Source organism: Pseudomonas entomophila (assembly GCF_029193575.1).
In the GTDB taxonomy this organism is placed as follows: Bacteria; Pseudomonadota; Gammaproteobacteria; order Pseudomonadales; family Pseudomonadaceae; genus Aquipseudomonas; species Aquipseudomonas entomophila_G.
The window spans coordinates 1-19,226 of record NZ_JARGCS010000022.1 but is presented as its reverse complement, the minus strand read 5'-3'; the positions used below and the strand labels follow the sequence as shown (position 1 = coordinate 19,226).

Annotated in this window: 14 protein-coding genes and 1 pseudogene; 10 read left to right on the top strand and 5 right to left on the bottom strand. The window is 62.7% G+C overall.

The features are described 5' to 3' along the window. Positions 1-256: 256 nt before the first annotated feature. Genes P0Y43_RS10085 through P0Y43_RS10075 form a run of 3 tightly spaced genes read left to right on the top strand, consistent with a single transcriptional unit; the run spans position 257 to position 3,124 of the window. Complete coding sequence (locus P0Y43_RS10085; protein WP_275637147.1) at positions 257-1,378, top strand: glycosyltransferase family 4 protein; 1,122 nt, start codon at positions 257-259, stop codon at positions 1,376-1,378. Continuing rightward, complete coding sequence (locus tag P0Y43_RS10080; protein ID WP_275637146.1) at positions 1,371-2,135, top strand: polysaccharide deacetylase family protein; 765 nt, start codon at positions 1,371-1,373, stop codon at positions 2,133-2,135. The genes P0Y43_RS10085 and P0Y43_RS10080 overlap by 8 nt, the downstream gene beginning before the upstream one ends. Beyond that, on the top strand, positions 2,132-3,124 hold the full coding sequence (locus tag P0Y43_RS10075) for a lysylphosphatidylglycerol synthase transmembrane domain-containing protein (RefSeq protein ID WP_275637145.1): 993 nt from the start codon (positions 2,132-2,134) through the stop codon (positions 3,122-3,124). The genes P0Y43_RS10080 and P0Y43_RS10075 overlap by 4 nt, the downstream gene beginning before the upstream one ends. 272 nt (positions 3,125-3,396) lie before the next feature. Here P0Y43_RS10075 and purU read toward each other — a convergent pair whose 3' ends face one another. Beyond that, positions 3,397-4,248 carry a formyltetrahydrofolate deformylase gene (gene purU / locus P0Y43_RS10065; RefSeq protein ID WP_275637143.1) on the bottom strand — a complete coding sequence of 284 codons (852 nt, stop codon included), beginning with the start codon at positions 4,246-4,248 and terminating at the stop codon, positions 3,397-3,399. A gap of 273 nt (positions 4,249-4,521) precedes the next feature. Between purU and mvaT the strand changes: the two genes are divergently transcribed. Further along, the gene (gene mvaT, locus P0Y43_RS10060) at positions 4,522-4,899 is read left to right on the top strand and encodes a histone-like nucleoid-structuring protein MvaT (protein WP_275637142.1); all 378 of its coding nucleotides are present in this window, start codon (positions 4,522-4,524) and stop codon (positions 4,897-4,899) included. 71 nt (positions 4,900-4,970) lie between these two features. Here the strand turns inward: mvaT and sbcB are convergent, their stop codons facing one another. From sbcB to P0Y43_RS10045, 3 genes are all read right to left on the bottom strand, one after another. Beyond that, the gene (gene sbcB / locus P0Y43_RS10055) at positions 4,971-6,401 is read right to left on the bottom strand and encodes an exodeoxyribonuclease I (protein ID WP_275637141.1); all 1,431 of its coding nucleotides are present in this window, start codon (positions 6,399-6,401) and stop codon (positions 4,971-4,973) included. Between the two features lie 47 nt (positions 6,402-6,448). Beyond that, a complete protein-coding gene (locus P0Y43_RS10050; protein WP_275637140.1) occupies positions 6,449-6,808 on the bottom strand; it encodes a PilZ domain-containing protein in 360 nt (119 codons plus the stop codon). 113 nt (positions 6,809-6,921) lie between these two features. Continuing rightward, positions 6,922-7,308 carry a tetratricopeptide repeat protein gene (locus P0Y43_RS10045; RefSeq protein ID WP_275637139.1) on the bottom strand — a complete coding sequence of 129 codons (387 nt, stop codon included), beginning with the start codon at positions 7,306-7,308 and terminating at the stop codon, positions 6,922-6,924. 239 nt (positions 7,309-7,547) lie between these two features. Here P0Y43_RS10045 and pyk point away from each other — a divergent pair, with 239 nt between their 5' ends. Beyond that, positions 7,548-9,002 (top strand): pyruvate kinase, encoded by a 1,455-nt coding sequence (pyk, locus tag P0Y43_RS10040; protein ID WP_275637138.1) that lies wholly within the window; start codon positions 7,548-7,550, stop codon positions 9,000-9,002. 129 nt (positions 9,003-9,131) lie between these two features. Here the strand turns inward: pyk and P0Y43_RS10035 are convergent, their stop codons facing one another. Continuing rightward, positions 9,132-10,049, bottom strand: a complete 918-nt coding sequence (locus tag P0Y43_RS10035) for an iron-sulfur-binding ferredoxin reductase (RefSeq protein ID WP_275637320.1) — start codon at positions 10,047-10,049, stop codon at positions 9,132-9,134. A gap of 253 nt (positions 10,050-10,302) precedes the next feature. On the opposite strand from P0Y43_RS10035, the gene P0Y43_RS10030 reads away from it, so the two are divergent. The 5 genes and pseudogenes from P0Y43_RS10030 to P0Y43_RS10010 all read left to right on the top strand — a co-directional run. Next, complete coding sequence (locus P0Y43_RS10030) at positions 10,303-11,826, top strand: fumarate hydratase (RefSeq protein ID WP_275637137.1); 1,524 nt, start codon at positions 10,303-10,305, stop codon at positions 11,824-11,826. A 188-nt stretch (positions 11,827-12,014) separates the two neighbouring features. Further along, a complete protein-coding gene (locus P0Y43_RS10025; protein ID WP_275637136.1) occupies positions 12,015-13,952 on the top strand; it encodes a hypothetical protein in 1,938 nt (645 codons plus the stop codon). 58 nt (positions 13,953-14,010) lie between these two features. Further along, positions 14,011-14,979 carry a hypothetical protein gene (locus tag P0Y43_RS10020; protein WP_275637135.1) on the top strand — a complete coding sequence of 323 codons (969 nt, stop codon included), beginning with the start codon at positions 14,011-14,013 and terminating at the stop codon, positions 14,977-14,979. Positions 14,980-15,034: 55 nt separating this feature from the next. Next, positions 15,035-17,866 carry a hypothetical protein gene (locus P0Y43_RS10015; RefSeq protein ID WP_275637134.1) on the top strand — a complete coding sequence of 944 codons (2,832 nt, stop codon included), beginning with the start codon at positions 15,035-15,037 and terminating at the stop codon, positions 17,864-17,866. Beyond that, positions 17,859-19,226, top strand: a pseudogene (locus P0Y43_RS10010) (hypothetical protein); the annotation flags it as partial. The gene P0Y43_RS10015 and the pseudogene P0Y43_RS10010, both read left to right, overlap by 8 nt.

Here is a 19,226-nt window from a genome sequence, read left to right as displayed (position 1 = left end):
GCCCCAGTTGAAACTCACCCGATATAAAGGAATAGCCCAACAACGCCGCTTCCTTCGACAACCGCTTCCTCCAGCGTAATGCCATTCGCGCGAAACCGGCGCGCTATCTGACACAACCACTGCCGCAACGGGCTCGCTTCGCCATGCGCCCACCAACCCCGATCGAACAAACTATTCTTCAGGAAGGTCAACCTTTAGGCGCGTCATCGCCGGCCAGCCCGCGCTCGATGACAACCCCGAAGACGATCCCGGAGGGATGCTGATCGTGCACATCGCTGACATCACCATGTTCTACGCCCCGGCCAGCGGCGGCGTGCGAACCTACCTTGATGCCAAACACCGCCGCCTCGACGCCATGCACGATGTGCGTCACAGCCTGTTGATCCCCGGCCCCAGCGCCCGCCATGCCAATGGCATCTACCAGGTCCCCGCCCCTCCCCTGCCCTTCGGCAACGGCTACCGATTCCCGGTGCGCCTGGCGCCCTGGTGCAACGTGCTGCGTCGACTCAAGCCCGACCTGATCGAAGTCGGCGACCCCTACCTCACCGCCTGGGCCGCCTTGGAAGCGCGGCGCAAGCTGGATGTGCCGGTGATCGGTTTCTACCACTCCGACCTGCCGCTGCTGGTCAGCAACCGCATGGGCAATTGGTTCATCCCCAACGTCGAGGCTTACGTCAGCAAGCTGTATGGCCATTTCGACCGTGTCCTGGCGCCGAGCCAGGTGATGGCCGACAAGCTGCGCCGCCTGGGCGTGCGCGACGTGCACGTGCAGCGCCTGGGCGTGGACCTGGCGACCTTCAACCCGGAGCACCGCGACGCGCGCCTGCGCGCCGAGCTGGGCATCCCCGACACCCGCCGCCTGCTGGTGTTCGCCGGGCGCGGCTCGCGGGAAAAGAACCTGCCGGTGCTGCTCGACTGCATGGCGCACCTGGGCCAGCCCTACCACCTGCTGCTGGTCGGCTCCAACATGCCGGCCAGCGTGCCGGCCAACGTCAGCGTGATCGACCACTTCTGCCCGCCGCAGGAAGTCGCCCGGTTGCTGGCCAGCGCCGACCTGCTGGTGCATGCCGGCGACCAGGAGACCTTCGGCCTGGTGATCCTCGAAGCCATGGCCAGCGCCACGCCGGTGGTGGCGGTGCGCGCTGGCGCGTTCGGCGAGATCGTCAACGAACACTGCGGCCGCCTGTGCCCGCCCAACGACGGCCAGGCGATGGCCAACGCCGTGCGCGAGGTGTTCGAAGAAGGCGTGCGCCGCCTGGGTAGCCAGGCGCGCCGCCATGTGGAACAGCAGTATTCGTGGGACAGCGTGGTCGGCGGCCTGCTGCTGCACTACCAGGCCGTGCTCGGCCATCAGCCGCAGGCCCGCGCCCATGGCTGAGGCCCTGGGCAGGCCGCGCAGCCTGATGCTGGTGCTGCACGACGTCGCGCCGGAAACCTGGCCCGACTACCAGCCGTTCGTCGAGGCGATCGACGCCCTGGGTAATGTACCGATGACCTGGCTGGTGGTGCCGGACTTCCATCACCGCAATGCCCTGGCCCGCTCGCCGACCTTCTGCCGCCTGCTGCAACGGCGCCTGGCGCGTGGCGATGAACTGGCCCTGCATGGCTTCTACCACGCCGACGACGGCCCAGCCCCGCGTGGGCCGGGCGAGTACTTCATGCGCCGTGTCTATACCCATGAAGGCGAGTTCTATGGCCTGGATGAGCGCGCAGCCCTGCAACGCCTGGAAGCCGGCCTGGCACTGTTCGCCACTCAGGGCTGGCCAGTGGCGGGCTTCGTCGCCCCTGCCTGGCTGATGAGCGAAGGCACGCGCCAGGCGCTGCGCCGCCTGCCACTGCGCTATACCAGCACGCCCCGGCACCTGTATCGCTTGCCGGAGTTCACTGCCATCGAGGCGCCGGGCCTGGTTTGGAGCGCGCGCAGCGCCTGGCGCCGTGGCGTGTCGCGGGTGATCTGCGACTGGCAATGTCGACGCTGGCGCGAGGCCGAGACCCTGCGCCTGGGCCTGCACCCGGTGGACATGCGCCACAGCGCGTCCCGGGATTACTGGCTGCGCACGCTGGGCATGCTGATCGGCCAGGGGCGCGAGCCACTGACCAAGTCCGCCTGGCTGGAGCGCCAGGTCAGCCCATGAGCCGCCTGGGCTGGTTTGGCCTGGCGCTGGCGTTCGCGGTGGCGGTGCCGACACTGCTGGGCGGCAGCGAGCTGCTGCCGCGCCTGCGCGCCTTTGCCCCGGCGCTGATGCTGGCACTGCTGGGGATGATCCTGCTGTGCTGGCTGATCAACGCCGCGCGCCTGCGCTTGCTGCTCGGCCAGCAAGGTGCCCGGCTGGGGCGGGTACGCAGCCTGGGCGTAGTGATGGCCACCGAGTTCGCCATCTGCACCACGCCCGGTGGTAGCGGCGGCCCGCTCACGCTCATGGCCTTGCTGGCCCGCGAACGCATCGGCCCGGCACGCAGCGGTGCGGTGTTCGCCATGGATCAGTTGAACGACCTGCTGTTCTTCTTCTGCGCGATGCTGGCGATTGCCGGCTATGCACTGTTCCATCGCCTGGGGCACAGCCAGCAAAGCATGCTGCTGGGCAGCGCCTTGCTGCTGTGCGCGGCGCTGGCGGCGATCCTTGGGCTGCTGCGCTACCGGCGCGGCTGGATGCGCGGCAATGGTCGCCTGCTGCGGCGCCTGGGCATGGCACCGGCGCGACAGCGGCGCTGGGCGCGCAAGCTGCTGCGCTTCGTGCGCGCCCTGGCCGAAACCTGGCGCCTGCCCAAGCGCACCTTGGCGCTGGTGTTCGCCCTCACCTGCGTGCACTGGGGCCTGCGCTACAGCGTGCTGTACCTGGTGTTGCGGGGGCTGGGAGTGGAGCTTGCATGGATACCGAGCTTCCTGGTGCAGATGCTCTCGCTCAGCGCCGGGCAGTTCAGCCTGCTGCCGGGTGGGGCCGGTGCCGCCGAGCTGACCTCGGCCACGCTGCTGTCACCGCTGGTGGGCAGCTCGACGGCGGCGGCGGCGATCTTGATCTGGCGTGCGGTTACTTACTACTTCTATCTGGTCGCGGGCGGGCCGGTATTCGTCTGCCTGCTGGCGCGTCCGCTGCTGGAGCGCTGGCGTCGTCAGGCGGATTGAGCTGCTGCCAGAGTTCGGCAGCGCCTGCGAAGTCGGTGCCATCGTCGTCGGCCAGAGCATCGGGGTCGTAGCGCGCCAGGCAGCCTTCGCCGAGGGTGGGGGGTGGTGAGGCGGTGGGTTTGTTGCGTGTGGCCATCTGGGGTGATCCTATCGGTGCTATCGCGGGGCAAGCCGGACTGCCGTAGCGCCGCCCCTACAAGTTTCGCGCCGTTCTTCAGGGTAGCGCTGAACCTGTGGGAGCGGGCTTGTCCCGCGATGAAGCCACCACGCAATCAGTCGAACACCACGGTCTTGTTGCCATGCACCAGCACGCGGTCTTCCAGGTGATAGCGCAAGCCGCGGGCCAGCACCATCTTCTCCACGTCACGCCCGAAACGCACCATGTCCTCGATGCTGTCGGCATGGTTCACCCGCACCACGTCCTGCTCGATGATCGGACCTGCGTCCAGCTCCTCGGTGACATAGTGGCAGGTCGCGCCGATCAGCTTCACGCCACGCAGGGCCGCCTGGTGATAGGGCTTGGCACCGACGAACGACGGCAGGAAGCTGTGGTGGATGTTGATGACGCGCTCGGCGTACGCCTCGCACAGCTGCGGCGGCAGGATCTGCATGTAGCGCGCCAGCACCACGACATCGGCGCCGTGCTCGTTGACCAGGCGCGACACTTCGGCGAAGGCCGGGGCCTTGTCCTTCGGGTCGACCGGCACGTGGAAGAACGGAATGCCGTGCCACTCGACCATGCTGCGCAGGTCGTTGTGGTTGGAGATCACGCAAGGGATCTCGCAGTCCAGCTCATCGGTGTGCCAGCGGTGCAGCAGGTCGGCCAGGCAGTGCGACTCGCGGCTGGCCATCAGCACCACGCGCTTCTTCTGCGCCGAATCGGTGATGTTCCAGGTCATGGAGAATTCTTCGGCGATTGGCGCGAACGCCTCGCGGAACGCCTCGATACCGAACGGCAGCGATTCGGCGCGGATTTCATGGCGCATGAAGAACCAGCCGCTGTGCTCGTCGGAGTGGTGGCTGGCTTCGTTGATCCAGCCGTTGTAAAGGGCCAGGAAATTACTGACTTTTGCCACGATGCCGACACGGTCGGGGCAAGCAATCGTCAGACGATAGGTGCGCATGAATGAGACTCCAGAACTTCGCAAAGGCGCACATTCTAGCCATCTGCCAGGAAAAACGCAGTAACCATTGGCCCCGCGTGCGCTTGCCCGCGACTGCCGGATCAGCGGCCATCGCTCGTCGTCAATGATGGCAATTCGTAAAATTTTTTTTACCGAAGCGTTATGTTTCACGCGTCAATTAACACTTCATGGCTTTTTTAATTGTTTACTTGAGAGTATCGCGTGTCTATTATTAGGCGCACTGTCTCTCTGCACATTCAACAAGGAATACTCATGTCCCTGATCAACGAGTACCGCGCGACCGAAGAAGCCATCAAGGAACTTCAAGCCCGTCTGGCCAACCTGTCGCAAGATGACAAGCTGAAGAAAGAGCTGGAATTCGAAGGCAAACTGCGCGCACTGATGGGCGAGTATTCCAAGTCGCTGCGCGACGTGATTGCCCTGCTCGACCCTGAATCCAAACTGAGCAAAGCCCCACGGGGTGCCGCCAAGCCAGTGGCCACCAAGCGTGCGCGCAAGGTCAAGCAATACAAGAACCCACACAATGGTGAAGTGATTGAAACCAAGGGTGGCAATCACAAAACCCTGAAAGAGTGGAAAGCCAAGTGGGGCGGTGATGTGGTCGAAGGTTGGGCCACCCTGCTGGACTGATCCGGCAACTACCACAACGCTGCACAAACAAGAACGCCGGCTGATCGCCGGCGTTTTTGTTTTCCAAATGTTTACAACTGCAACGTCGCACGCAGTTGCCGAACATGCACCTGCCAGGCGTCCAGCACCCGCCGCCCGGCCTCGTCGCTCGTGGCCACGCTGCTCTGGGCCGCCGCTTCGAAACCCTCCAGGGTATTCGGCGCACCGTACCGCGGGTCACTCAGGCGTTGTTGAACGAACCATTGCCAGCGTTGCCGCTCCTCGTCGCTCAAGGTGTCGAAGAAGTTGCGGGCGCGGTAGCGGAACAACAATTCGCTCATGCGCGGGTCATCGAACATCCACTGCCCCTGCGCCAATTGCCGAGGGTCGGCATTGCGCACTTGCTCGCACAAACGCCGATCACGATCACCGAGGAATCCGTCGTACAACTGTTGTTCCGGATCTTCACTGGGGGCGAATTCATCACCGCTGTAGACGCTCTCCAGCTTGTCGCGCCAATCGTCCGCGTGAGAGATCAACTGTTCAATGCGCCCTTGCAACAACGCCATATCCACCCCCAGGCGCTGTTGATCCGCCGCGCGCAATACCGACAACGGCGCCAGTACCGGACAACGATTGATGTGCACTAACTTCAATGGCACCGGTAATTCACCGTCAGATAACTCGTCACGGCGCGTGTACAAACGTGTGCGCAATGCCTGGGCACTTTCCCTTATTAAAGGCAGGGTTTCCAGGTGCAGGTCGCAGACAATCAGGGCATTGCGATTACGCGGGTGCCAGGCCAGCGGTAATACCACGCCCAGGTAGTTGCGCTCGGCAGAGAAACGCCCGGATATATGTACCAACGGTTGCAGCAGGCGCACCTGCTCCAACACCTTGTGCTTGCTGCGCAATTGGAACAGCCAATCGTACAGCTTGGGTTGGCGCTCACGGATCAAGCGCGCCAGGGCGATGGTCGCGCGCACGTCGGAAAGCGCCTCATGGGCATGGCCATGCTCGATGCCATTGGCCTGGCTGAGCAGCTCGAGGCGCAGGCTGGTGCGACCGTCCTGCTGAGGCCAGACGATGCCCTCGGGGCGCAGGGCATAGGCGGTGCGCACCACATCGATCAGGTCCCAGCGGCTGTTGCCGCCTTGCCATTCACGGGCGTACGGGTCGAAGAAGTTGCGGTACAGGCTGTAGCGGGTGACTTCGTCGTCGAAGCGCAGGGTGTTGTAGCCGGCGCCGCACGTGCCCGGACGGGCCAGTTGCTCGTGCACCCGGGTCATGAACTGCGCCTCGCCCAGCCCACGGCTGGCCAACTGCTCTGGCGTGATGCCGGTCACCAGGCAGGCCGCCGGGTGCGGGAGGATGTCGTCGGAGGGTCGGCAATAGAGGTTGACCGGCTCCTCGATCTCGTTGAGGTCAAGGTCGGTGCGCACACCGGCGACCTGCAGGGGGCGGTCGCAGCGCGGGTTGATACCGGTGGTTTCGTAGTCGTGCCAGAAGATGCTGGAGCTCACGGGGTCGTCCTGTAGCAAGGTCGACGGTGAGTCTACCCCAGCACGCCTCAGGCGGAAGCGTTCATCGGCCGGAAGCTGAAGAAGTCGCGCAGGGAACGCACGAACGCGTCGTACTCATGTGGTGCCTGCAGCAGCATGAAGCCCGAATCGTAATGCCCCGGGGTCTGGTCCTCGCGGCACCACAGGCAACTGGCGGTGAGATTGATGAACTGGTGACCGCCGCCCGACAGGGGCACGCGCAATTGCAGCTCGAAATCCGGCCCGACCAGCACCGGGAGTTGGCTGATCAGCATGAGCCCGTCCTCGGAGGCGTTGCCCAGGTAACCGAGCTGTTGGTCGGTGAACCGGTTGTACACCTTGAGCACACAGGGCAACTGATGACGTTCTATATGGCGTTCGATAAACATGCTGTCCGTACCTTGTGCCAGGAAGACCAGGTACTGGCGGTGATCGTTACATCCATTTAACAGATTAGCCCAGCTCGCCTGGCAATTCCTGTGAAATCATTGTCACCTTCGTATTAGCGCCAAGGCGTGGCGCCCGCCGGGCTCGCGATGGCCGCCTCGCCGCCACGCACATGCCCGAGCTGCTCCAGCGTCTGCAGGCGCGCCCTGGCGCGGTAGGCGTATTCATTCTGCGGGTAGCGCTGGATCAGGAACTGGTAAGTCTGCGCCGCGTCGACGTAGAGCTTCTGGCGCTCCAGGCACTGGCCGCGCAACATCGCCACCTCGGGGTGGATGAACGGCCGCGCGCGACTGGCGCGGTCGACCTGCGACAGCTCCAGCATCACGCGCTGGCAGTCGCCGCGGTCGTAGGCGCGGTAGGCGTTGTTCAGGTGATGGTCCATGGACCAGCGGGTGCAGCCGACGACACTGGCCGCCAGGGCGAAAACGATCAGGGCTCGCATGGGAAATCTCCTTTGATGGGCGGTTTATCGGCGCGCAACGGGATTTCTACAGTCTCGAGCCGCACGCCCCAAGCAGCAAGAAAAAGCCACGCGTACTTCAACCTGTAGCGTGGAGCTTATAGCGTGCAGCCAGCGGTGCAACCGCCCTTCCCACACCACGCAAGGTAGTGCAACGGAACAATGACTACAGCGCAATTGAGGAGTAGCCTTTCGCTGCGCTTCACTATAGGAGTCTGTGCATGACCATCCGCCGTACCAAAATCGTCGCCACCCTCGGGCCCGCCAGCAATTCGCCGGAAGTGATCGAACAGCTGATCCTCGCCGGCCTGGACGTGGCACGTCTGAACTTCTCCCACGGCACCCCGGACGAGCACAAGGCCCGCGCCCGCCTGATCCGTGAAATCGCCGCCAAGAATGGCCGCCACGTCGCGCTGCTGGGCGACCTGCAGGGTCCGAAGATCCGCATCGCCAAGTTCAGCAACAAGCGCATCGAACTGAAAGTCGGTGACCGGTTCACCTTCTCCACCGCCCACCCGCTCACCGAAGGCAACCAGGACATCGTCGGCATCGACTACCCCGACCTGGTCAAGGACTGCGGCGTCGGCGACGAGCTGCTGCTCGATGACGGCCGCGTGGTCATGCGCGTCGAAACCGCCACCGCCGATGCCCTGCACTGCGTGGTGATCGTCGGCGGCCCGTTGTCCGACCACAAGGGCATCAACCGCAAAGGTGGCGGCCTGACCGCACCGGCCCTGACCGAGAAAGACAAGGCCGACATCAAGCTGGCCGCGGAAATGGACCTGGACTACCTGGCCGTGTCGTTCCCGCGTGACGCCAAGGACATGGAATACGCCCGCAAGCTGCGCGACGAAGCCGGCGGCAGCGCCTGGCTGGTGGCCAAGATCGAGCGTGCCGAGGCCGTGGCCGACGACGAGACCCTCGACGGCCTGATCGCCGCCTCCGACGCCGTCATGGTTGCCCGTGGCGACCTGGGCGTGGAAATCGGCGACGCCGAGCTGATCGCCATCCAGAAGAAGATCATCCAGCACGCCCGCCGCAACAACAAGGCGGTGATCGTCGCGACCCAGATGATGGAGTCGATGATCCAGAACCCGATGCCGACCCGCGCCGAAGTCTCCGACGTGGCCAACGCCGTGCTCGACAACACCGACGCGGTGATGCTGTCGGCCGAGAGCGCCGCCGGTGCCTACCCGATCGAAGCGGTGCAGGCCATGGCGCGCATCTGCCAGGGTGCCGAAAAGCACCCGACCAACCAGAAGTCCAGCCACCGCCTGCACACCACCTTCGAGCGTTGCGACGAGAGCATCGCCCTGGCGGCGATGTACACCGCCAACCACTTCCCGGGTGTGAAAGCGATCATCGCCCTCACCGAAAGCGGCTACACCCCGTTGATCATGTCGCGCCTGCGCTCGCACGTGCCGATCTTCGCGCTGTCGCCGCACCGCGCCACCCAGGCGCGCGCCTCGCTGTTCCGCAACGTCTACCCGATCGACTTCGACCCGGCCTCGCTGCCGGCCGACAAGGTCAGCCAGGCGGCCGTCGACGAACTGCTCAAGCGTGGCCTGGTGGAACAAGGCGACTGGGTGATCCTGACCAAGGGCGACAGCTACCACACCATCGGTGGCACCAACGGCATGAAGATCCTGCACGTGGGTGACCCGCTGGTCGGCTGATAGCTGGCACGGGCCGCATTGCGGCCCCATTGCGGGGCAAGCCCGCTCCCACAGAGACCCCGCTGGTTTCGAAACCAGCGGGGTCTCTGTGGGCTTGCCCCGCGATGAGGCCCGCGAAAACGCTCCCCCTCAGGCATGCTCGCTGAACACATCGGCAAGCACCTGGTTCCTCGGCACCCCGGCAATGAACAGCCGCCGCGCGATCCGCTCCACCCGCCCCGGCGCGCCGCACACCAGCGCCACCGTCTGGCGCGACGACAGCCGCAACCCCGCCAGCGCCTCCTCGAAACCCTCGCTGTCGACCAGCTCGACACTTACCTGCTCCCCGGCCAACATCCGCAACGCCTCGGCCAGATAGTGCTCGTGCGCCACATGCAGCACCTTGATCGGCCCCTGGTGCCCCTGGCGCAGCGCCTCGCGCAGGATGCCCCACAGCGGCGCCAACCCGGTTCCCGCCGCCAGTAGCCAAAGCGGCCGCGCCTGCCAGTCCGGGTCATAGTGCAGCGCCCCACCCCGCAGCTCGCCCAGGCGGATTTCGTCACCCACCCGCAAGTGCCGAGCCTGGTCGCAGAACGCCCCCGGCTGCCGACAGTCCAGGTGAAACTCAAGGTAAGGGTCTTCGCCCGGCAGGCTCGCCAAGGAATAGGGTCGGGCAACCTCACCCAGCCACAGCAGCAGGTGCTGGCCGGCCTGATAACGCAGTGGCCGCTCGGGTTGCAGGCGCAGACGCAATACCGCGCCCAACCACTCCACGCCACAGACCCGCGCGGGCAGGCCGTCGCTCAAGGGGTCGAACACCGCCACGCGCACGTCGCCGATCACCCGGCACTGGCAGGCCAGGCGCCAGCCCTGCTCGCGCTTTTCCGCCACCAGGGCCTCGGGCAACGCGTCGTCGGGCTGCCCGTCGAGGCAGCGCACCAGGCAGGCGTGGCAACTGCCGGCACGACAGCTGTAGGGCACGGGGATGCCGGCGCCGTTGAGGGCGTCTAGCAGGTTGCTGCCGCTGGGCACCGGCCAGCAACGGTCGCCGACGCAAAGTTCGGGCATGCGCATGTCATCTCCAAGTATCACATTGCCACTCTACGGCAACGCCACGACGTCAGCAAAAAGGGTGCCCGTCGGCAGGCGACCTTGGTCCAGACCACGCGCAGGTGTGTCGCGCCGGGATGCGCGCTATACTGCCGCGCCTTTTTCGCGCCGGCCTGACCTGCCGACGCGCCTTGCAAAGCGTTCCGGCACGCTGGTCGGCACCGTCGGAAGGCCCTTACGAATGTTCCCGTCTTTAAGAGGAGCGCGCTGCATGACCGTGATCAAGCAAGACGACCTGATTCAGAGCGTCGCCGACGCCCTGCAATTCATCTCGTACTACCACCCCGTCGATTTCATCCAGGCGATGCACGAGGCCTACCTGCGTGAAGAGTCGCCCGCCGCGCGCGACTCCATCGCCCAGATCCTGATCAACTCGCGCATGTGCGCCACTGGCCACCGCCCGATCTGCCAGGACACCGGTATCGTCACCGTGTTCGTGCGCGTGGGCATGGACGTGCGCTGGGACGGCGCGACCCTGAGCCTGGACGACATGATCAACGAGGGCGTGCGCCGCGCCTACAACCTGCCGGAAAACGTCCTGCGCGCCTCGATCCTGGCCGACCCGGCCGGTGCTCGCAAGAACACCAAGGACAACACCCCGGCGGTGATCCACTACTCCATCGTCCCCGGCGACAAGGTCGAGGTCGACGTCGCGGCCAAGGGCGGCGGCTCGGAGAACAAGTCGAAGATGGCCATGCTCAACCCGTCCGACTCGATCGTCGACTGGGTGCTCAAGACCGTCCCGACCATGGGCGCTGGCTGGTGCCCGCCGGGCATGCTCGGCATTGGCATCGGCGGCACCGCCGAGAAGGCCGCGGTCATGGCCAAGGAAGTGCTCATGGAGTCGATCGACATCCATGAACTGAAGGCCCGTGGCCCGCAGAACCGCATCGAGGAAATCCGCCTGGAGCTGTTCGAGAAGGTCAACCAGCTGGGCATCGGCGCCCAGGGCCTGGGTGGCCTGACCACCGTGCTCGACGTCAAGATCATGGACTACCCGACCCACGCCGCCTCGCTGCCGGTGTGCATGATCCCCAACTGCGCCGCCACCCGCCACGCGCACTTCGTGCTCGACGGTTCCGGCCCGGCCGAACTGGAAGCGCCATCGCTGGACGCCTACCCGGAGATCGTCTGGGAAGCCGGCCCGAGCGCGCGACGCGTCAACCTCGACGCGATCACGCCGGAAGAAGTCGCCAGCTGGCAACCGGGCGAGACCATCCTGCTCAACGGCAAGATGCTCACCGGCCGCGACGCTGCGCACAAGCGCATGGTCGAGATGCTCAACCGTGGCGAGGAGCTGCCGGTCGACCTGAAAGGCCGCTTCATCTACTACGTCGGCCCGGTCGACCCGGTCGGTGACGAAGTGGTAGGCCCTGCCGGCCCGACCACCGCCACGCGCATGGACAAGTTCACCCGCCAGATCCTCGAGCAGACCGGCCTGCTGGGCATGATCGGCAAGTCCGAGCGCGGCCCGACCGCCATCGAGGCGATCAAGGACAACAAGGCCGTGTACCTGATGGCCGTCGGTGGCGCCGCCTACCTGGTGGCCCAGGCGATCCGCAAGTCGAAGGTCCTGGCCTTCGCCGAGCTGGGCATGGAAGCGATCTACGAGTTCGAGGTCAAGGACATGCCGGTCACCGTCGCGGTCGACAGCAAGGGTGAGTCGGTGCACATCACCGGGCCTGCGCTGTGGCAGAGCAAGATCGCCCAGAGCCTGGCAGTCGAAGTGAAGTAACGCCATTTCATCGCGTCAATACAACGCCCGGTATTCACCGGGCGTTTCTATTTCTTTTTCAAGCGTTTGCTGAAAAGCCGCGCCCCACGACAGCGACAGGGTGCCGATAAAACTAGTATTTTTGTCAGTATCGACCGCCTGATCGATCGCTATACGCTTTCCGTGCCATCACCCACGGAGAGACGGACATGTCCAACAGCGACCTCGACCTCGCGCCCTCAGGGGCATCGCCCTGGCTCGACGAGTTCAGTATTTTCCTGACCTCTCGTAGCGACCGTGTCTATAACAACGGCCGCCAACAGATAGAGGTGACCTTACTGGTAGTACCCGCCGAGGGCCAAACGCTTACCGATGCGCAATATGACTCCATCGGCCTGGCCTATCAGACCGCACATGGCGCATGGGTCGACCTGAATGAAACCGTTGAGGACACGCAATGGTTTTATCAAACCGCGCACGACGACCGCTACGACTACTACCCCTCGATCGTCAATATGGCTGTGCCCGTGGAAGTGCCCGGCGAAACAGGCCGTGCCCGCCTGAAGAGGCTCTATGTGCACAGCAGCGCGGCCGCTGGCGCGTCAATAACCTTGCGCGGCACCCTCATGCGAACGCCAGACACGGTCGTGCGCACGCACAGTGACCTTGAGCCCGCGCTTCTTGCTGAACCATCCCCCACCTACAGTTTCCCTGAAGATTATCACTGGCAGCAAAAAGTCAGAGTCGGCGAGCGCTTGTTCGACAAAACGATGGTGCGAGATGACCGCTTCGCTTTCGAATATGCCTTGCGTCCAAAGAACATTGAATTTTCGTCTGCAGGCTTTCCCTCGCAACGCCCACACGCCAGCCACCTGATCCGCTGGGACGATCATCAACCTTCGTACAATCGGGCGACCGTCGTGAGCGTCGCGTTTCCCCACTCAACAAGCGTTGCGCTCGATCCATCGATTCAGTCCAATGCCACCTTGAGCGAGCGGTTGCTCAAACAGGTGATTACGCCTAACGATGGCCAGGTGGTAGTGCTCGTCCAAGGCGAGCCTGACGTGCCTCGTACACTAGCGGGTAATGGCCCGCATCAACCGTTGGTGATCGAGGCATATGACCGGCACGGCACCCTGCACCAGTTGGCGGTAGATTTCGAAACCCCCGAAAACCGTATGCAACTTCGCGTAGCCCCCCTACCGGCAGCAGAGACGCAAGACATCAGCAATATCACTTATTTCAGAGTGGCTGGGCGAGGACTGGCGCAGGACGCGGCCAGGTGCCTGCTTTATAACAATGGTTATCAGCAGACCTATGTCCAGATCCTACTGGAAGCGGTTGACAGCAGGGGGCAAGTCACCACTATTCCGGAGAGCGTATTAAACAACCTCACACTGGTGAACTACTATACAGGCGAAAAACTGCCTAGCAACTGTACAGCGAGCCGCACACAAAGCGCTGTAGACAAACGCTTTATTTATTACCAGAACCAACCGGCGAGCGAAGGGTTACCGGCATCCAAAACAATGCGTCAAGAAGTAACATTTTTCATCAAAACATCCAGCACGCAAAACCATCGGGTCGCTGCCAAATTAGTCCTTGGTTCAAAAACCTATCATACCTACGATGTTTCACTTACCGCCGGCGATGGAAAAACCGTCGCCGGCAGATCAAACACCTCCGCCATCGTGGAAGCCAAAGCCCAGAATTACCATTACGACGAACCTAGCTTTTATACCTATAACAGAATCGACACCAACGATACTAAAGCGCCCGCTGTCATCGACATTGACCGGTACGATCTAAAATTCCATGGCACTAGCGGACACCGCATAGCTTATTACGGAGGCCCGACCCGCCCGTTTGGCTGGGATTATATTGGAAGTACAAAAACCAACTGGATTCATACATTCGAAGTGACGGGGAAATCGTCTATAGCGGCTATAAAAAGTGACATCACACAAAGCATTAGAATCCCCGACAACGCCTTTTGCCAAGCCCGCATAAAAGTTTCCAAAAAATGGACGGAGGGCGAATGCAATAAAAACCTATCGATCAGGTACTGGTTCCAGGACGAAAATGGAAACTCCCATACCATTTGCATCACTTCGACAGATGAAATGAACTCCATGCGTCATACCTAGCAACCCTGTCAGGTCTCGAGCGGCTCCTTTACCCTGCGCTCTCATGAGAGGTATTAACATGCACGCAAGTAACAATGACCCAGGCCTCTGGCTCGCAACATTCAAGGTCGAACTGTCCTCCGCCAGCGCCAATTTGTATGGCAATACCCGCCAGCAAGCCGAACTCAGGCTGACCGCCGAAGTACAGCCCGGCCAACCGCCACTCACCACAGATCAGCTTTCCAGCCTGCTGCTGGTGGTTGAGCTCGCCGATGGCACCTATGAGCAACTTCCTTATTCCGGTACAGGGACACTGGGCTGGTGGCAGTCACTTGAGCGCGATACGCGTTATGACCTCATGCCTGGAGCCGGGAATGCCACATCTTCTTCCACGGGCAATACTTCCGTGGCCAGCAAATTACTTTATGTCTCGACCCACCACGCAGGCGGCAGCAATGTCAAACTGCGCGCGCAAATCAAGAAAGACGCCAACACAACTTACTACACCGACGCTGCTGCAGGTTTTGAGACGTATGTGACGCTGACCACGGTACACCCCCCCACCTTTTCAGAAAGCGACTACCAATGGCTAAAGGCAATTGATGAAGGCGATATCAACAACATGTTTCTTCATGAGTACGCGTTACGCCTGAAGATGCTGGGGTTTTCATCGCCTTCCGTGCTAGATGTGACAGGGATGATCCGCTGGCATCGAAACGAAAGTTCTGAGACCTACGCAACTTATGTAGGCATGGCATTGCCCGGTGTCGAAAAAACGGTTCATTACAACGAGGCGATCCGGACAGGCCCTGATTTCAAACCGAATTCAACGGCCAAGTCACCGGACAGTGATGCGCTGATACTGGTGCTACAAGGCGCGGACAACATTCCTTTCAACCGGGAGGGGCTGGACCATGGCGGCCCCTGCAAGGTCAGGCTTGTCGATCGCCACGGTAATGACCACTACGTGCTGTTTCGGTTCTCCAGTGAAGGCAGCGACCTCGACAGGCGGACGAACATCGTTGTGAGTTATTCCGTCGTCGAATAACCCTGTGGTCAAGCCGCTGGGTGGCATAAGCACTACCCAGCATGGTTTTTACCCAATGACGAAGACTATCCCTATGCCAGCCTCCACTGTCAGTAACTCCCCTGCGCCATCCTCGACCCTGAACGCAGGCAACATCCACACCCAGGGCAACAACTTCCTGCAGGCAGTGCAAACCAGCGCAGATCCGCGCACGGGCCAATTCAACCTGGCAATCGTCATTCCCCTCGGGCAAGCCAATGACATGGCAGGGCCTTCCTGGTCGTTCACGTTGGCGTACAGCGCCCTGGCGTCCCAGCAAGACAGCGGCTTCGGCCTGGGGTGGTCACTGCAGTACACGCAACTGACCCGGCAGCAGGACGTCTGGATATTGCGGCTCTCGTCTGGGGAGCAATTCTCGGTGGACCTCCCCAACTCCGACTTGCAACCCGGCGGCCAGCTGGCGTTCCACGATTTCAAACTTCAATCGATGCAGGTAACGCGACTGGAAAGCGATGACCCCAATGGCGAGATGACCTTCAGAATTGTGCATAAAAGCGGGGAGATGGAGTTCATCCGACGGCACAATGCCACTGGCGACACCTACCCGGTACACGAGATCCGTAGTGCGGAGGGCCACAGCCTGCATTTCGATTGGCTGCGGATAAATAACGTGCTCCACCTGGTGGCGGTTCGCGATCAGCAGCGGACACTGGTGCAATACGACCGGCTGCTCAGGCGCTTGACGCTGGAACCGGGCTCGACCGATCAAGCGGTCGTCCAGTTCATCCAGGGCAACAGCGAATTGGCGGGTGTGTTGTTACCCGAGATCGATACGCCCTTCACCTTCCGATACGACAACCAGGCAGTCGGCGACCAGTGGTTGCGACTGCCCGTCGAGGTGAGCAGCCCGTTAGGTGCGACGGACACCGTCAACTGGAGCAAGACCCTGGAATCGTCCCACCGCCTGCCGAGCAAGGCACCCATCGTCTTCATGCCGCGCGTCGTCAGCTGGCTACACCGTGATGGGCCGCAAGCAGCCGCCTTGTTACACCGGTATGCATGGACCGGGACGCGCAACTATCTAGGCGGGGGCAGCCCACAGGAATTCGATTGGCAAGCGGGTCATGATTCGCTGTACCGCTTGATGACACGCTATGAATACAGCAGTACCGAAACCCAGTTCAGCGGCGATGAGCGCCTGCTCCTATGGCTGCAATCGAACGAGCGAGTCAACGCGGCAATCCCACAAATCGACGCGGACGCCTTGCTGGCGACTTCGATAGCGTCGGGCGCCGTCACCGAACTGACTACCATCGTCCGGACCTGGGATCGACATCACTTGCCCATCAAGGAAGTGACGCTTACCGGCAACTGTGAAACTACCAGCGAAACCACCTACGGTGTCGACTACGCACAGAGTTGGGAGAACCAGCCGCCTCAATGCCAGTTACCGCACGCTATAAAGAACACCTACCGAGACACCCAAACCGACCACGCATACAGCGAAGAGACGGTGCATGAATACGATGAGTTCGGTAATACGCTGCGCACGCTGTTGCCCACTCAGGTCGAAGAAATCAGCGAGTACTATCCCGCTTCCGGTGAACTAGCCGGCTGCCCGCTGGACGCTTCCGGCATGGTGCGTTATCTGCAACGAAAAACCATCTATCCGGCACCCGGCTGCCTTGGCAACGCACCGATCCTCTACACACGCTACGAGTATGAGGCGCTGCCTTCACTGATAAGCGGCGACCCTGACCATGCCGTGGTTTGCCTGGAGGAATTGGGCAACCACACCACCGGTGAAGTGTTGGAAAGCACCCGGCAAACCTATGAGCACGAGGATCAAGCACACTACGGCCGACAGAAAACAGCGATAACCACGCTGAACGGCAAGGCGACCTCAACGCTATACGAATATGAAATTACACGCGTTCCAGGCGAAACGCCTTTGCTCTGGACCCGTACCCTTATCAAGGGCTTCGAAAACAGCGCTCTGGCCACATCGGCAAGCGCAGATGCCCGTTCCCTGCTCACCGGCTTGACCCACTGCGAAGTCAGCGCGGCGGGTGCTCGCACGCTCTATACGTATGACCGGCTGGGCCGCATCGTCCGCACGGCGATCGCAGAGGGGACCTGCTATGAAGCTGAACGCACCTGCAGCTTTCATCTGGATGATGACTTCATCGCGCGGTACGCGCCGCGTATCGGCAATGACCTGGCAGTAGGCGCCGGCATCGAGGAGGCGGACGCCACAGGTCAGCGCAAGCGAACCTGGCTCGACGGTAGCAGCCGGGCCGTGCTGGTACAGCTCGAAGACCTCGACAATGAGGCTGGCGTGTTCCGCGAGATTGCCACCACGCGCTATGACGCCTGGGGGCGTGAAATCGAGCAGGTCAACAAGGATTGGAATGCCGACGGCGAATGCCTGTTCACCCTGACGTCCACGACTGCCTACGATGACTGGGGCAACGTGTGCCGCCAGACCGACGCTACCGGCGTTGTCACTCACACCATCAACGACCCGATCCGGCGCAGTGTCGAGCGCTGGCAAGAAAGCACCGCCGGTAAGCTGAGCGGCAAGCAGGTGACTACGTTGAACGCTGCGGGCAGCCCGCTCGAAAGCGTGCTGTTCGATGATCAGGGACATGCTGTGCGCACCACTCACTACACCAGGGACGGCCTCGACCGTGTCGTCGAGCAACGCACCTTGCCTCGCGACGGCACGCCTCGCGTCACGCAATTCGAATATGACGGCTATTCACGAATCACGGCGCGCCTGGAGCATTTCCAAGAGGAGGACGGACAGCTGATTCGAGTGGTTCGTTGGCAGTACGCTGCGCATAGCGACGGCGATCATCCTGAATCAGTAGGCGTGGAAATCGCCAAGGCGGTGATCAATGGATAGTGCCCCGAACGCCCGTTCTCCCGCCATTGGCCAACAAACCTTAGACGGCCTGGGCCGCCTACTCAGCGTCGTCGTCGGTGGGCGCACCACCGGCTTCGAGTACCTGCCCGGCCAACTTCCGCCCAGTGCCAACCGCTTGCCCGACGGCACGCGCGTCGCCTACACCTACGAGGCCGCCCTCGACAACCAGGTGCTCAGCATCACCCCTGCTGGCGAACCCGCCAATACCTTCACCTACCACCCCCGCCTCGGCCAGCCCGACACCAGCAGCGGCCCCCTCGGCACGCTCGACCTTACCTACACCCCCTCCGGCAAACCGCTAGAGGACACCTGGACCGTCGAGGGCAACACTCACGCCACCACCTGGCGCCACTCGCTCAATGGCCTGCGCCAGGGTCTCGTCGATAGCCACGGCAGCGACCACCGCTACGAATACGACCGCTTCGGCCGCCTGGAAAAACACCTGCAGGACGACGTCACCACCGCCTTCACCTTCGACACCTTTTCCCGTGTCGAAACCGTCACCACCACCGACGCCAGCAACCGCCTGGTCCAAACCCTCACCTACGACGGCCTCGGCCGCGAGCACACCCGCACCTTCGCCGCCACCACGGCCGGCAGTACCCGCACCTGCACGCAGACCTTGCTGTATTCCGACTTGGACCAAGTGGTTTCGCGGGCCTGGGAAGACGGCGCCATCCAAGGCCAGGAAACCTTCGACTACGACAGCCTTGGCCGCCTGACCACCTACACCGCCGACGCCGCCGTCGCGCCGCAAGACCCCTTCGGCAACCGCATCATCGAACAGGTCTTCACCTTCAACGCCCTGGACGGCTACACCCAGGTCGACAGCACCTTCGCCGACGGCAGCACCGACAAGGCCACCTTCACCTACGACAATACCCAAGACCCCACCCAGGTCACCACCATCGCCCATACCCATTCCAGCTGGCCAGCGTCGATTACCCTCGACTACGACGCTTGTGGCCGGGTCATCGCCGACAGCCTCGGCCGCACCCTCACCTGGGACGCCCAGGACCGCCTCACCCGGGTCCAGTACAACGGCCAGACCTGCGACTACCGCTACGACCCCAGCGGCAACCTCACCGACCGCGTGCTCGACGGCACCCTCACCCGCAGTTTCTTCAGCGCCGGCCTGCTCACCCACGAGCAGACCGGCGATGACCTGCTCCAGCGCATCGGCGAAAACGGCGCGCTGTTCGCCCTCAACCGCATCACCGCCGGCGTGCGTCGCGTCACCCTGCTCGGCTGCGACGCCCAGGGCAGCGTGCGCCTGGAGGCCGACGACGCCGTGCGTACCCGGCACTACAGCGCCCATGGCGCCGAGGCCGAAGACCCC

Excerpts from the sequence above, each read along its gene's own strand:
- P0Y43_RS10035 (WP_275637320.1), bottom strand. The coding sequence starts at position 10,049 with ATGCCCGAACTTTGCGTCGGCGACCGTTGCTGGCCGGTGCCCAGCGGC.
- P0Y43_RS10025 (WP_275637136.1), top strand. The coding sequence starts at position 12,015 with ATGTCCAACAGCGACCTCGACCTCGCGCCCTCAGGGGCATCGCCCTGG.
- P0Y43_RS10075 (WP_275637145.1), top strand. The coding sequence starts at position 2,132 with ATGAGCCGCCTGGGCTGGTTTGGCCTGGCGCTGGCGTTCGCGGTGGCG.
- P0Y43_RS10015 (WP_275637134.1), top strand. The coding sequence starts at position 15,035 with ATGACGAAGACTATCCCTATGCCAGCCTCCACTGTCAGTAACTCCCCT.
- P0Y43_RS10085 (WP_275637147.1), top strand. The coding sequence starts at position 257 with ATGCTGATCGTGCACATCGCTGACATCACCATGTTCTACGCCCCGGCC.
- P0Y43_RS10080 (WP_275637146.1), top strand. The coding sequence starts at position 1,371 with ATGGCTGAGGCCCTGGGCAGGCCGCGCAGCCTGATGCTGGTGCTGCAC.
- P0Y43_RS10045 (WP_275637139.1), bottom strand. The coding sequence starts at position 7,308 with ATGCGAGCCCTGATCGTTTTCGCCCTGGCGGCCAGTGTCGTCGGCTGC.
- P0Y43_RS10020 (WP_275637135.1), top strand. The coding sequence starts at position 14,011 with ATGCACGCAAGTAACAATGACCCAGGCCTCTGGCTCGCAACATTCAAG.
- purU (WP_275637143.1), bottom strand. The coding sequence starts at position 4,248 with ATGCGCACCTATCGTCTGACGATTGCTTGCCCCGACCGTGTCGGCATC.
- pyk (WP_275637138.1), top strand. The coding sequence starts at position 7,548 with ATGACCATCCGCCGTACCAAAATCGTCGCCACCCTCGGGCCCGCCAGC.
- P0Y43_RS10050 (WP_275637140.1), bottom strand. The coding sequence starts at position 6,808 with ATGTTTATCGAACGCCATATAGAACGTCATCAGTTGCCCTGTGTGCTC.
- mvaT (WP_275637142.1), top strand. The coding sequence starts at position 4,522 with ATGTCCCTGATCAACGAGTACCGCGCGACCGAAGAAGCCATCAAGGAA.
- P0Y43_RS10030 (WP_275637137.1), top strand. The coding sequence starts at position 10,303 with ATGACCGTGATCAAGCAAGACGACCTGATTCAGAGCGTCGCCGACGCC.